The sequence below is a fragment of the Polaribacter sp. genome (assembly GCF_039939415.1).
Classification (GTDB): Bacteria; Bacteroidota; Bacteroidia; order Flavobacteriales; family Flavobacteriaceae; genus Polaribacter.
Genome location: NZ_JBDVJE010000042.1, coordinates 32,046 through 45,752, shown reverse-complemented (window position 1 = coordinate 45,752; position 13,707 = coordinate 32,046). Strand labels below are relative to the sequence as shown.

Genomic DNA, 13,707 nt, shown 5'->3' with positions numbered 1-13,707 from the left:
CCTTGCTCTATTTTTCATGTTATGAGCATTTATACCAAAAAAATTGACATCAATTGTTTCGAATAAATACGATACCCAAATATTAAAATGTTCTTTTTTAAAAGTTACCAAAACATTTTTATCAACATGTTTTTTCATCACATTATTGCTATAAGATGTTGTATCAAACAATATATCATTCCAAAAATCTGAAATGATATCTAAATGTTCTTCTAAATGATTATGCGATACAATATCTTCAAAAAAAGGAATCATTTTTGGGTCTGCTAATAATTTATCATAAAAATGGGTAATGATAAATTTTATATCTTCTCTTGATGCAATATCTGGTTTCATATTTTATTTCTAAATATGTCTTTAATTTTTCGTTTTATATAAAAAAGCATAGTGAAAAGCCATTAAATTAACTATAAATACGAACTATCAAAAGAAAATGGCAGCAAAGAAAGTAGTGATTCTGTTTTTACGACCTCTCCTTCTTCTCCCATAAAAATTACAGGAAATGATTCTTTTTGATTAATTTCATACTCAGATAAAGTTTGTCTACAGGCACCACAAGGCCCTACTGGTTTATCTACTTTAGAAATTGTTGAGCTTGCAGAAATTGCTAATCTTTTTATTTTCATGTTTGGGTAAGTAGAACCTGCTTTCCAAACGGCAACTCTTTCTGCACACATACCAGAAGGGTATGCTGCACTTTCTTGGTTGTTACCCAATACAATTTCTCCGTTTTCTAACAATAAAGCTGCACCAACATTAAACTTAGAATAAGGTGCGTATGCTTTTTCTCTTGCTTCAATTGCTTTTTTCATAAGCGTATAATCATCTTCTGAAAGTTCTGAAATATCTTTATAGATAATTGCAGAAGTTAAAATTTCTATTTTTCTCATAAAAATCTGTTCGTCAAAAAAAGCAGCCTTGATTGACTGCTTTTAAATATTGTTATAAACTTACTAAAAAAAAATGACTTTTAATAGTCTTCAAACACTTCACCTAAATCAAATGATAAAGAAAAACGTAATGAATTTTCTAAAGGATTATTTACATCTGATGAATTTATTAAATAAGATAAATCTATATTCATTGCATTGGTTTTAAATCCACCTCCTAAAGTAAAATACTGTCTATCTCCTTTGTCTGCACTTTCATGAAAATATCCTGCTCTTAAAGCAAATGCTTGATTGTATAAATATTCTGCTCCTAATGCGTATGTAAATTCTTTTATTTCTTCACTAAATCCTCCTGGTGCATCACCAAAAGAACTAAAGATACCTTCTACCCAACCTTTGTCTTCATCTGTATCATCACCTGAATATGGTACTAAAAGTTTTGTAAATTCTATGTTTGTAGAAATTGTATTATAATCGTCTAAAATAAAATCGAAACCACCACCTAATTTTAAATTTGTTGGTATAAAATCTTCATTATTAGCATCTGTTGTATAATTTACTTTAGGCCCAATATTAGCAATATTAAAACCTATTCTGTAGCGTCCATTAAAATTTCCGTAATTTTCTTCAAAAGATTGATAATACCCTGAGACATCAACTGCAAAAGAATTAATTGGTTGTAAATTACCAGAAACACCTGTTAAGGTTAAATTAGAACGTAAATATTTTAACCCAACACCCATAGAAAAAGTTTCACTTAATTTTAATGAATATGCACCAGTTACTGCTAACTCATTAGGTTTAATTGTTCCGTTAGGATTACCACTACTATCTGTTAAATCTATTTGCCCTAAAGAAAAATATTTTAAATCTGCTCCCCATGCTGCATTTTCGCTAAAACGATTCATGTAAGAAAAACTACCAGTAAAAATATCATCTGTTAAATTACGTAACCATGGTGAATAGGTTATACCTGCTTTTACTTGTCTATTACTAAAAGCCATTTTTGATGCATTGTGATAGAGAGAAAAAGCGTCTGCAGAGGTAGCAACACCCATATCTCCCATACCACCTGCTCTAGCATCTGGTGTTATTAATAAAAATGGAATTGCTGTTGTTATTCCTCCTATTTCTCTTGTATCTATATCTGTCTGTGCAATTGTTTTTAAACTTAAAAAAGTACAAACTGCAATACAAATTCCTAATTTTTTCATTTGATATTATTCTGATTTTTGTTTGACAAATATCTAATTTTTATTGAAGAATTACTAACTTTTCATACTTCTCAGAAACTAGATTACTTGTTGTTGATTTTACTTTTAATTTATATATATATACTCCTTTACCTATTTTATTTCCAAAATCGTCTAAACCATTCCATGTTATACTTCTTGCTAAGTTACCTGTTGTAATAACATTTTGGTTAATCGTTTTTATTAATTTACCAGAAACCGTAAAAATTTGAATCTGTACTTCTAGAGTTTCGTTTGGCTTGTTATGATTAAACCAAAACTCAGTGTAATTTACAAAAGGGTTTGGGTAATTTAAAACATTTTCTAAATTTAGAATTGCATCGCTAACAACCACGAAGTTTAACGTGGTTTCAGATGAATTATTGTAAGTATCCCAAGCTTTTATTTTTAAAGTATGAGGACCAACTTCTAAATCTCTTAATCTGTAATTTACTTTTCCGACTGTAAAGTCGTTTAATTCAGTTTGATAGAAGTCATTTAATATAATTGGATTTGTTGTATCTCCATCTAAAATACCAACAATATCATGATCTACCGCTGTAATTGATGTATTAATTCCGCTAACATCAGATAAAACTGCAATTAAATTAGGTGATGCATTTGTATTTCCTCCTTCAATAAATGATTCATCATTCATATATAATTTAATTTCTGGACCAACTGTATCATCTGGTGCATTGCTATCTATACCACCAACAACAACATCAAAATTATAACCAGCTTTATCTACTTCTCCGTTGTCTGCATAAAAACTAAGTTTTCCTTTTCCGTAAGCAATCTTAATATCTTTTGGCACAATAAAATCGAACTTAAATACACCATTTTCTACTGTAGACTTACCTCTAAACAATTTACTGTCTTGAGTATCAAAAATCATTTTTATACCAAAACCATCATTATCTAAAGTTGTTTTATTAATAGGCTTATCAAAAACTGTTGTAGAAAGAGAGCCATTAAAATTACTTAAAACAACATCTGAAGCATCTACAATTATCCCATCAAAACTTACTTTAGACAAGGCTTTTAAAGTATCTATTGATTGGGTAATGTCTTTACCATTCATTTTAGTAATTCTAACATTTGGTTGCGGAACAGCTAATTTCATTGCTGGATCCCCAAAGGAATAAATAAAGAATTTTTGGGTGTCTGTAAACTGATTTTTTGTTTTCATTAATGATTCTGAAATAGTTAAATCCTCATCATTAAACTCTAATAATACTCTTATTAATTGTTGATTAAAACTCTGACCAACAGAAATAAAAACTTCTCTAGTAGTTGTTATCATGCTTGCAGCACCACCAGTTGTATTCCATAAAGTTAATTCTCCTGCAGTGGTTCTATTTGGGTTATCAAATCTAGAAAAATCGCAGGTAACAGTTATTAAAAGTGGCAATGTGTTTAGGTTATTAAAACTTTGTATTTGAGATTTGTCTAATATTTTTTCTGAAGCAAAACCATCTTCTCCTCCATGACCAAAATAATCGAAAACTAAAGTTCCTTTTTCGATTGCATTTGTTATAGCTGCATTTACTTCTGGATAACGTTCACCCCCAGAAGAATTTTCTTGTACATAAGAGTCTACATAAATTTTGTTTACATTAAAAATTGGCTTATTCGTTTTTATTTCATCTGCTATAGATTCTACTCCTTGTTCTATAACTTCTTCTCCTGTTGCGTCTATATCATCTGCTAATAATGTAATTGTATTACGCCAATCTCCAATATTATTTCTATTATAATAAGTTAAAATTTTATCTACAACTCCTTTTGCTTGAGCTACTGTAGAAACAGGAATTCTACTTGATGCTACATCTAAAGTGTGACTTGTAGACATTGTTCCTTCATTATTATCTAACATCACAAAAAAATCATCTGTAACCCAAGATGTTGCTAAATTAAAACTACTTTCTGATAATTTTACAGGCACTATATTATTGTTACTAGTAATTCTGTCTTTATAATCATAAGATGAATCTCCAAAAAAACAGACGTATTTTAATTTTTTATCTGCAGATGAATTTGTAGTATATACATGTTTTAAAAAATCTCTAATACCAGTAATGTCTTTAGATCCTGATGAAAACTCATTATAAATTTCATCTAAAAGAACAACTTTTGTTGTAAGGTTTGAATTTTCTTGATGATAATCTGCCAATCTTTGTGCTTCAGAAGATAATTCATCATTTGTAATTACAATGTAATTTATCTCTTTTAAAGCATGTAAATTTTGGTTTGCAACTTTTGCCTTTTGAATTGATTTAGGTATATAATAATCAAAATTATTTAAAACCACATATTCTTTTAATGAACCTGCATTAGCTTTAAAACTAAAATTAGTGGTAGCGTCTTGGTTAACAATTAGTAGAGGTTCTAAAGAATTAGTTACATCCCAAACTTGAAATATATTGTTACTGTTTTGTATTTGAAATTCGACAGTTCCTGATGTATTTGCTTGACTAAAACTTCTGAATGCAAATTGATTACCATTTGCAACTAATTGCTTCTTACCTATTATTTCTATATAATCTAAATATGCATTTGCAGAAGGATTTCCTCCATTGTCATAGGTAATAGAAATATCTATTAAACTTGCCGAATTTTTAATACTAGAAGTTCTTTCTGATGTATTAGCTTTGGTAAGTGACCCTGAATTTACAGCAAAAAAATTAAGATTATAAATATCTTGACCGTTAATTTTAACTGCCATATTAGAAGAAGATACAGAAGTAGAAACACCTCTAACTTTAACTGTTAAATCTTCATTTGTAATAACATTAGAAAAAGGAATTTTAAAATTCTGGGTGTTTTCTACATTAAAATCATCATCAAAAAACCACTGAGTTCCTGCTGCTAAAATGCTTATTTCTTCTTTTTCAAAAAAAGTGTAATCATTATAAGTCGTTAGTAGAGAAGTTACAGGTGTGGTTACAGGTGTTTTTTGTTGAATTCTCTTACCATTGATATCAGATACATTAATAAAATAATAGGCCTCATCTGAATAAATATTTTGTCTGTGGCTAACTGTATTACTCGAAGCGTCTACATTCCAATCATGAGGACCTTTCGCATAAAAAAGAATATAATCAGAATTATCAAAAGAGCCATCACTTTCACCTTCTATATAAATAGCATTTTCTTGTAAATCATCATATCTAAAGTCAGAATTTAAAACAGGTAACATGTTTCCACCATTTCCGTAAATATGAATTTTTTTTGGGTCTAAATTATTTGTAGAAACGCCAATTTCTTGTAATAAATTTTTATCAATCTTAAAAACCCCTGTTGTATCTACAGAAAATTTAAACCAATCTCCATTAGACAATACAGAACTATTAACTTGTGCAGATAATAATTGAACAAAAATGGCACAAAAAAGGATAAAAAAAGGTTTTCTCATAATTGTATTCAAATAACGCAAATTATTTATAGATATTTTAGTTCTAATAAAGATAAATTATACTAAATTTAAAAAGAAAACGTTTTATAGTCTGTGTAAAGAAAAATGAAGCGTTAAAATTAGTAATTTACTTGTTTGAAAGTATAATTATTGTAAATTGCATCGCTATAAACAAAAACCCTAAACAATTTTCAATTAGGAAATGAGAAACGTATTTAAAATATCTTTAGTTGTACTATCAATATTGGCTTTAGCTAGTTGTAGCAAATCAACTTCAGGAAATTCAAAACTTACAGGATTACCTTTTAATAATCCTAAATATGGTAACTATAGTAAAGGAAATACAACTGCTGGTCAAGAAATTCCATTAGGAATGGTTTCTATTGAAGGTGGTACATTTACTATGGGGCAAGTTCAAGATGATGTAATGTCTGATTGGAACACTACACCAAAAAAAATACATATTCGTTCATTCTTTATGGATGAAACAGAAGTTACAAACTCTGAATACTTCTTATATGTACAATATATTAAGGATGTTTTTCCTCCTTCAGAAGAAAATTATAAACATATTTACAATTCGGTTTTACCAGATACTTTAGTTTGGAGAAAAAGTTTAGGTAATACAGATATTTTATCTGAAAATTATTTAAGACATCCTGCTTATGCAGAATACCCAGTTGTTGGTGTTAGTTGGTTGCAAGCAAACCAATATTGTAAATGGCGTACAGATGCTGTTAATTTAAAAAAATTAATAGATAAAGGTTATATTAAAAATATTTTTGAAAACGATTCTATTAGAAATTTTTTTGATACAGAAGTTTTTTTAGCTGATTCTGATAAACTTTTTGAAGGAGATACAACTGTTTATAAAAGAGGGGTAAGAACAAGAGGTACTGTAAGAGGAAAACAAGATGGCTTTCAAGGAAGAAAAATTACAACAGCAGACGGAATTTTAAGTCAACGTTTTAGATTACCAACTGAAGCTGAATGGGAATTTGCTGCAAAAGCAAATATTGAAAACAGAGAATACAACAACGTTAGAGGTAGAAAAAAATACGCTTGGGACGGTAAATACTCTAGAGAAACTGAAAAAAGATTTAGAGGAGATCAATTAGCTAACTTTAAACAAGGTAAAGGTGAATATAGTGGTTTATCAGGATGGAGTTCTGATGGCTCTGATATTCCTATTAGAGTAAAATCTTACCCTCCAAATGGATTTGGATTGTATGATATGTCTGGAAATGTTGCTGAATGGGTTGCAGATGTTTATAGACCAATTATAGACAATGAAGCAAATGATTTCAACTATTTTAGAGGAAATATCTTTAAAAAGAAAATGATTGGTAAAGATGGTAAAGTTGTAATTGCCGAAAGTGCACAAGTAGAATATGACACCTTACCAAATGGAAAAATAATACCGAAACAATTACCAGGAACCATTAAATACATTCCAATTACACAAGATGATGTTACTTTAAGAAGAAACTTTAGCGTTTCGGATAATACTAATATTGGTGATGGTGATTTAAATTCTTCTAGATTTTATGAAGATGATGAAGAACAGTTTGGCTCTAGACCAAGTATGTATAACTCTCCTAGAAAACCAACAAGAGTTATAGACCCAGAAACAGGATTAGAAGTTTCTGTAAATGATGCTAAAAAACGAACTACTTTAATAAGTAATAGAACTAGAGTTTATAAAGGTGGGGCTTGGTCTGACAGAGAATACTGGCTAGATCCTGCACAAAGAAGATATTTACCAGAATATATGGCTACAAACTATATTGGTTTTAGATGTGTTACTGACAAATTAGGACCAATGACATATAAAAAAAGAAAGGTAAAAAACCCTTCTAGATAACTAAAAGTATTTTATAACAAAAATATTACCTCACTGTGTGTTTTTTACAGTGAGGTTTTTTTATTTTTAAAAAATGAAAATTAAAGACATTTACAATTTATATACAGAGCATTTTCTTGTAGACACAGACACAAGAAGTATTAGAAAAGACACTTTATTTTTTGCATTGAAAGGCGAAAATTTTAATGGAAATAATTTTGCAAAAAAAGCTTTAGAACTTGGAGCAAAATATGCAATTGTTGATGAAGATATATATGATACAAACCCCAATATTATATTAGTTGATAATGTTTTAAAAACACTTCAAAAATTAGCAAATTACCATAGAAATGCATTGAATATTCCAATAATTGGATTAACAGGTAGTAATGGTAAAACAACAACAAAAGAACTTATAAATTCAGTTTTATCTAAAAAATATAAAACTACAGCAACCATAGGAAACTTAAACAATCATATTGGTGTTCCTCTTACACTACTATCTATGACTCCAAAAACTGAAATAGGCATTGTAGAAATGGGTGCAAACCATCAAAAAGAAATTGAATTTTTATGTACCATATGTGAACCTAATTTTGGTTATATCACAAATTTTGGGAAAGCTCATTTAGAAGGTTTTGGAGGAATTGAAGGAGTCATTAAAGCTAAAAGTGAATTATACACTTATTTAGAAAAAAACAATAAAATTGTATTTGTTAATCCTTGTGATAAAATTCAAGTTAAAAAAACAAAAAATATTACATCTGTAAATTTTAATAAAAATTTACATTTTTTAGAAGTTAATCCGTTTGTAAAATTATCTAACAATTCTATTATTATACAAAGTAATCTAATTGGTAAATATAATTATACAAATATAGCCATAGCTTGTACAATTGGAGACTATTTTAAGGTATCTAATAAAGAAATAAAAGAAGCTATAGAAAGTTACATACCAGAAAATAATCGTTCTCAAATCATTTACAAAAAGCATAACAAAGTCATATTAGATGCTTACAATGCAAATCCATCTAGTATGAAAGCTGCTTTAGAAAATTTTGATGCCATAAATGAAGTGAATAAAACAGTTTTTTTAGGTGATATGTTTGAATTAGGAGAAACCAGTTTAAAGGAACACCAAACTATTGTTGATTTGGTAGAAAAATTAAATTTTGATAACTCTTATTTTGTTGGTGAAAATTTTCATCAGACAGAATCTAGTAAAGCAACCTTTAAAACATTCGACAATTTAATAGAGTATTTAAAAAACAATCCTCTTAAACATCAATCAATTTTGATTAAAGGTTCAAGAGGAATGCGCTTAGAAAGACTTTTAGATATAATTAATTAATATTATTCTTATGATATTCTAATAAATTATCAATTGGTCTTTGAATAACTTCTGTAATGACTAAATTATTCTTTTCTGCTATTTTTTCTAAAATATCTCTAAAATAATGAGCTATTGACCCAATAAAATAAATAGGCGTATCTGAAGTTTTGTTATAAGGTAAAACTCTATATTTAAAAAATTCTTGAAATCCTTTTTTAATGATTCTTTTTATATATTTATCTTCTTTAAATTCAAACATAAATTTAGCAAAAGAGGCTAAATACATATTAGGATTAGCCTCTCTATATAAGTTCTTTTTTATATTGTCTGCAGATAAATCAAAATCTTCCTTAAATTTTTCTGCAATTCTTGTTGGCATTTTATCATAATAATAGTCTATAATTAATTTTTTACCAAAATAATTCCCACTTGCTTCATCCATTAAAATATAGCCTAAAGAAGGGACTAACATCTCCATATTTTCTCCATCATAATAACAACTATTAGAACCTGTTCCTAAAATACAAACTATGGCAGGTGCATTACCAGTTGCAGCATAAACTGCAGCTAGCATATCTTCTGCAATAAATACTTTAGCGTTTACAAAAATCGATTCTAAAATTGATTTTAATATTTGAATCGGTTTTGGTGTACCACATCCTGCTCCATAAAAATGAATTTCTTCAACATCTTCTTTTATATTAATAAGCTGAAACATATTAATAATTCTGTTCTCTAATTCTTCTTCAGGAACAATAGCTGGATTTAACCCTAGTGTTCTTACTCTAAAAGCTTCTTCTTTATCACTATTTATAGCAATCCAATCTGCTTTTGTAGAACCTCCGTCTGCAATTAAAATCATAATAATATTTATTTTGTACTCAAAGATATTACAAGTAAAACTCATACACAATAGCAATACAATCTTCAATCGTTTTCGTAAAAATATTTTTTTGCCTTTAAGTATTGGATAATTAAAATGAAGTAAATTATTGTAAATTTACACCAAAATAAGATTATGATTTTTTTTAAGAAAAAAGAAATTCCCTTAAATGAATTCTTTCCAGAAGGATTTGTTGATATACATTCTCATTTATTACCCGGAATTGATGATGGTGCAAAAGACTTAGATAATTCAATTGAATTAATTTTAAAAATGCGTTCCTATGGAATTAAAAACATTATAACCACTCCTCATGTATTAGGTGATGTTTATCCTAATTCCTCTAAAATAATAAAAAATAAACTAGAAGAAGTTCAGCAAGAACTTAAAAAAAGAAATATAAATGATGTTTCTATAAATGCTGCTGCAGAATACATGATGGATGAACAATTTTCTAAACTTTTAAAAAATGATGACCTGCTAACAATAAAGGACAACTATGTATTAGTAGAAATGTCTTATTTCAGTCCCCCAATAAATATATATGATATTATATTTGAAATACAGTTAAAAGGATATAAACCTATTTTAGCACATCCTGAACGTTATAAGTTTTATCATAACGACCTTAATAATTATTATAAACTAAAAAATGCAGGTTGTTTGTTTCAATTAAATTTATTGTCTTTAACAGAGCAATATGGAAAAGGAGTACAAAAAACTACTGAAAAATTATTAAAAGAAGATTTATATGATTTTGTTGGTACAGATACACACCACAATAATCATTTAGAACTTCTTAAGAAAATTGGTAAAAAAAAGAATTTAGAAAAGTTAACTTTGCTTCTAAAAAACAATAAAAAGTTTAAATAAAAAAAGAGCATTTAAAATGCTCTTTTTTTATTTAATTTATTTTGAAAATATTTTTTTAAACCAAGGTTTTTCTTCTTTTTCAACATAGCCATAACCATAACCATAACCATAACCATAACCTCTGTTAAGATCTGTGTCATTTAACACTATAGCCATATTTGGTAATTTTTTTTCTACATAAAGGTTTTGAGGTACAACTAACATTCTTTTATCTAAATAATTAGCCCTAGATACATACATAAACATATCTGCATATTTAGAGACCAATAATGTATCAGTTACAAGGTTTACGGGTGCAGTATCAACAATAATATAATCGTATTCTTTTTTAACGATTTCAAATAGTTCTTTAATTTTATCAGTTAATAATAACTCTGCAGGATTAGGAGGAATAACCCCAGACGAAATAATATCTAAATTAGGCATTTCGGGTATTGAAAACTTTAATTCATCTAAAGATAGATTATCATTAGTAATAAAATTTGTTATCCCTTTCCTTTCGGGTATGCCTAAATATTCAGTTACCTTAGGTGCTCTTAAATCCATACCTAATAATAATACTTTTTTCTCAGATAGTGATAAAGTAGCAGCTAAGTTTATAGATATAAAAGATTTTCCTTCACCACTTGTTGTCGACGTAATAAATATCGTTTTTCCTAAATTATCTTTTGCAATATTTGGTATCATAAAATCCAAATTTGTACGCAAAAGCCTAAAAGCTTCTGCTGTGCTAGATCTTGCATCAGAACCTATAACTATTTTCTCTTTGGTTTCAGAATGTGGAACATCTCCTAAAAAAGGTACATTTATAAGCTCTTCAATGTCTTTTCTGGAATGAAATTTATTGTCTAATAAATTTCGAATATAAATAATAACGAAAGGAATGATTAAGCCTAGTAATAATGCCGCTAAATAGATAATTTTCTTTTTTGGCGAAACAGGAATACCCGAACTATAAGCAACATCAATAATTTTAGCATTTGGAACAGCTACAGCTAAAGAAATTGCTGTTTCTTCTTTTTTCTTTAAAAGGTAGGAATACAAACCTGAAATAATTTCTTGTTGTCTAGCAATATCTATAAAACCTCTTTCTATTAAAGGGATTGTAGCTTTTTGTGTATTAAATTTATTTTGTTCTTTCTTAAGTTGGTTTAACCTAAATTCTAAAGAACTTATTAAATTTTTTAAACTATTCTGTAAACCAGTTTTTAAATTTTGTATTTGTGAATTTAATTCTATTAAATTAGGGTTTTTAACCCCAGCTATTACTACTAATTTATTTCTACTTAATAAAAGTTGATTATATTCATTAATTGAATTAGTTATAATTGGGTTAGTAAAACCCAAATTAGCAGGGAGTAACTTATAGTTTTTTGACTTATCAAAAATAGACTCATTAACTGATTTAGCTAATTGTAATTCTGTTTGAATCTCTATAAACTTTAAATTATTATTAGTTACAGATTCTAATATCAGTTCTCCTTCATTAGACAAACCTGTAAATCCTGTATTGGATTTAAAATCTTTAATTTGATCCTGTATATTTGATAAATCATTACCAACACTCTTTAAACGATCTGTAATGAAGTCGATTGTTTTTCTAGAAACTTCGTTTTTATCATTAATCGCATCTAAATTATATTGTCTAACTAACTCATTTAAAAAATCTTCTGCTCTAGTTTTTACGGCATCTTTTATTGACAAAATTAAAACAGACGAATTTTTATTAACAGGATTAATATTTATTTTACTTTTAAAATCACTAATAACATTATTTCTATTACTTAGAACGATTTTAATAGTTTTATCTAAATCTGTTTCTTTTAACTTATTATGAGAAAAATAAAAATTCCCAAAAAGAGTTTCAATAGAATCTTTAAAATAATGTTTAGAGATAATTTTATCATCTAAATCACTAATTTCATAAGAATCTAGATCTAAAATTCTTAGTTTAAAAACTGTATCTTTTTTAATATGAATAGAATCTCTTTCTAAAAAATTTATTTTTACAGGTGACTTTTTGTAAATATCTGAAAACTTAATTCTTCCTTGAGAAAAATAAGAAGTTGTTAAATTTAAACTATCTATAACACTTCCTAATATTTTTCTAGACTTTAAAATTTCAATTTCGTTGTCTGTATTATTACTTGATCCTCCTCCAACTATTCCTAAATCCTCAAAGGCAGCTAACTCAGCTGATATACCTGATTTTTTATTATCTTTTATTAGAATTGAAGTTGAAGCTGTATATTGAGGGGTGGAATATCTTAAATATAAAAAAGCAGATATTAAAGCTAAGATAACACAAACAAAAAACCACCTCCAATGCGATAGATACTTTTCAATCTCTTCTCTAATATTTAAAGTATCATTTGCTTCTACTTTATTTAAAATAAAATTATCTTGTTCTTGCATTTTAATTTGTTGTTAAGGAAACTATTTTGTAATTAAGGAAACTATAGTTATAATTAATCCTGTTACAGAAATAAACAAACTAGTATTTGAATTTGATGAAGCTGTCTGAATCCTAGCATAATTAGGTTCAACATAAACTACATCGTTTTGCTGGAGGTAAAAAACTGGAGAGACATTAATATTATTAGATAATAAGTTAACTCTATACTGAATTTTTTTTCCATCTTCTTCTCTTTGTACCATTATATTATCTCGCTTACCAGATAAATTTAAGTCTCCAGCTAATGCAATAGCCTCTAATATAGTAATTCTCTCGTTAGGAATAGTATAACTTCCTGGTCTTGCTACATCTCCAAAAATACTTATTTTATAATTTGCTATTCTAATATTAATATTTGGTTTTTTAATATAATCTGGGTCTAATTTTGAGTTTAAAAAATCAATCAATTCATCTCTAGTCAATCCACCAACTTTTAATTTACCTATTACAGGAAAATCTATTTCTCCCTTATTATCAACCAAATAATTTTGCTGCTGTGCAACACCAATTGCAGAATTAGATGACGTAGAATAAGTAACAGCAGATAAATTAAAAGGTCTTACTGCTTCTGTATCTAATGCTGTAATGGTAATTTGCAATAAATCATCTGGTTTTATAATTGTTTTGTAACTATTTGAAACCTTTTCTTGATCTATTTCATCATTTTGAAAGTAGACAATATCTTTTTTAGAAACACAAGAAGTTAATTGAATTAATAAAAATAAGAGTAAAAAATTAAGACTAATTCTTTGATTTTTCATTTTAAACATACTTTTTTTT

The 13,707-nt window shown here is 27.6% G+C and carries 10 protein-coding genes; 3 read left to right on the top strand and 7 right to left on the bottom strand.

Annotated features, from left to right (window positions below; genetic code table 11):
* The 4 genes from ABJG40_RS06220 to porU form a co-directional block, all read right to left on the bottom strand.
* The coding region (locus tag ABJG40_RS06220; RefSeq protein WP_348023713.1) for a group III truncated hemoglobin at positions 1-336 on the bottom strand (336 nt) is incomplete at its 3' end.
* Between the two features lie 71 nt (positions 337-407).
* Complete coding sequence (cdd, locus tag ABJG40_RS06215) at positions 408-890, bottom strand: cytidine deaminase (RefSeq protein ID WP_348023712.1); 483 nt, start codon at positions 888-890, stop codon at positions 408-410.
* 80 nt (positions 891-970) lie between these two features.
* Positions 971-2,104, bottom strand: coding sequence for a type IX secretion system outer membrane channel protein PorV (gene porV, locus ABJG40_RS06210; protein ID WP_348023711.1), 1,134 nt, complete (start codon positions 2,102-2,104; stop codon positions 971-973).
* Between the two features lie 40 nt (positions 2,105-2,144).
* Entirely contained in the window at positions 2,145-5,540 is a 3,396-nt protein-coding gene (gene porU, locus ABJG40_RS06205; RefSeq protein WP_348023710.1) for a type IX secretion system sortase PorU, read from the bottom strand.
* A gap of 202 nt (positions 5,541-5,742) precedes the next feature.
* Here porU and gldJ point away from each other — a divergent pair, with 202 nt between their 5' ends.
* Positions 5,743-7,404: a gliding motility lipoprotein GldJ gene (gene gldJ, locus ABJG40_RS06200; RefSeq protein ID WP_348023709.1), complete on the top strand. Its 1,662-nt coding sequence runs from the start codon at positions 5,743-5,745 to the stop codon at positions 7,402-7,404.
* A gap of 73 nt (positions 7,405-7,477) precedes the next feature.
* The gene (murF, locus tag ABJG40_RS06195; protein WP_348023708.1) at positions 7,478-8,734 is read left to right on the top strand and encodes a UDP-N-acetylmuramoyl-tripeptide--D-alanyl-D-alanine ligase; all 1,257 of its coding nucleotides are present in this window, start codon (positions 7,478-7,480) and stop codon (positions 8,732-8,734) included.
* On the opposite strand, the gene ABJG40_RS06190 is transcribed toward murF, so the two are convergent.
* Positions 8,727-9,578 carry an N-acetylglucosamine kinase gene (locus ABJG40_RS06190; protein ID WP_348023707.1) on the bottom strand — a complete coding sequence of 284 codons (852 nt, stop codon included), beginning with the start codon at positions 9,576-9,578 and terminating at the stop codon, positions 8,727-8,729. The two genes, murF and ABJG40_RS06190, sit on opposite strands and share 8 nt — an antisense overlap.
* A gap of 156 nt (positions 9,579-9,734) precedes the next feature.
* Here ABJG40_RS06190 and ABJG40_RS06185 point away from each other — a divergent pair, with 156 nt between their 5' ends.
* Positions 9,735-10,472, top strand: a complete 738-nt coding sequence (locus tag ABJG40_RS06185) for a CpsB/CapC family capsule biosynthesis tyrosine phosphatase (RefSeq protein WP_348023706.1) — start codon at positions 9,735-9,737, stop codon at positions 10,470-10,472.
* Between the two features lie 36 nt (positions 10,473-10,508).
* Here ABJG40_RS06185 and ABJG40_RS06180 read toward each other — a convergent pair whose 3' ends face one another.
* Together ABJG40_RS06180 and ABJG40_RS06175 are read right to left on the bottom strand one after the other, a co-directional pair.
* A complete protein-coding gene (locus ABJG40_RS06180) occupies positions 10,509-12,887 on the bottom strand; it encodes a polysaccharide biosynthesis tyrosine autokinase (protein ID WP_348023705.1) in 2,379 nt (792 codons plus the stop codon).
* A gap of 21 nt (positions 12,888-12,908) precedes the next feature.
* Positions 12,909-13,688 (bottom strand): polysaccharide biosynthesis/export family protein, encoded by a 780-nt coding sequence (locus tag ABJG40_RS06175; protein ID WP_348023704.1) that lies wholly within the window; start codon positions 13,686-13,688, stop codon positions 12,909-12,911.
* Between the last annotated feature and the right edge of the window lie 19 nt (positions 13,689-13,707).

What these genes read in the sequence shown, in the direction of transcription:
- cdd (WP_348023712.1), bottom strand. Translation starts at nt 890, where the DNA reads ATGAGAAAAATAGAAATTTTAACTTCTGCAATTATCTATAAAGATATT.
- porV (WP_348023711.1), bottom strand. Translation starts at nt 2,104, where the DNA reads ATGAAAAAATTAGGAATTTGTATTGCAGTTTGTACTTTTTTAAGTTTA.
- porU (WP_348023710.1), bottom strand. Translation starts at nt 5,540, where the DNA reads ATGAGAAAACCTTTTTTTATCCTTTTTTGTGCCATTTTTGTTCAATTA.
- gldJ (WP_348023709.1), top strand. Translation starts at nt 5,743, where the DNA reads ATGAGAAACGTATTTAAAATATCTTTAGTTGTACTATCAATATTGGCT.
- murF (WP_348023708.1), top strand. Translation starts at nt 7,478, where the DNA reads ATGAAAATTAAAGACATTTACAATTTATATACAGAGCATTTTCTTGTA.
- ABJG40_RS06190 (WP_348023707.1), bottom strand. Translation starts at nt 9,578, where the DNA reads ATGATTTTAATTGCAGACGGAGGTTCTACAAAAGCAGATTGGATTGCT.
- ABJG40_RS06185 (WP_348023706.1), top strand. Translation starts at nt 9,735, where the DNA reads ATGATTTTTTTTAAGAAAAAAGAAATTCCCTTAAATGAATTCTTTCCA.
- ABJG40_RS06180 (WP_348023705.1), bottom strand. Translation starts at nt 12,887, where the DNA reads ATGCAAGAACAAGATAATTTTATTTTAAATAAAGTAGAAGCAAATGAT.
- ABJG40_RS06175 (WP_348023704.1), bottom strand. Translation starts at nt 13,688, where the DNA reads ATGAAAAATCAAAGAATTAGTCTTAATTTTTTACTCTTATTTTTATTA.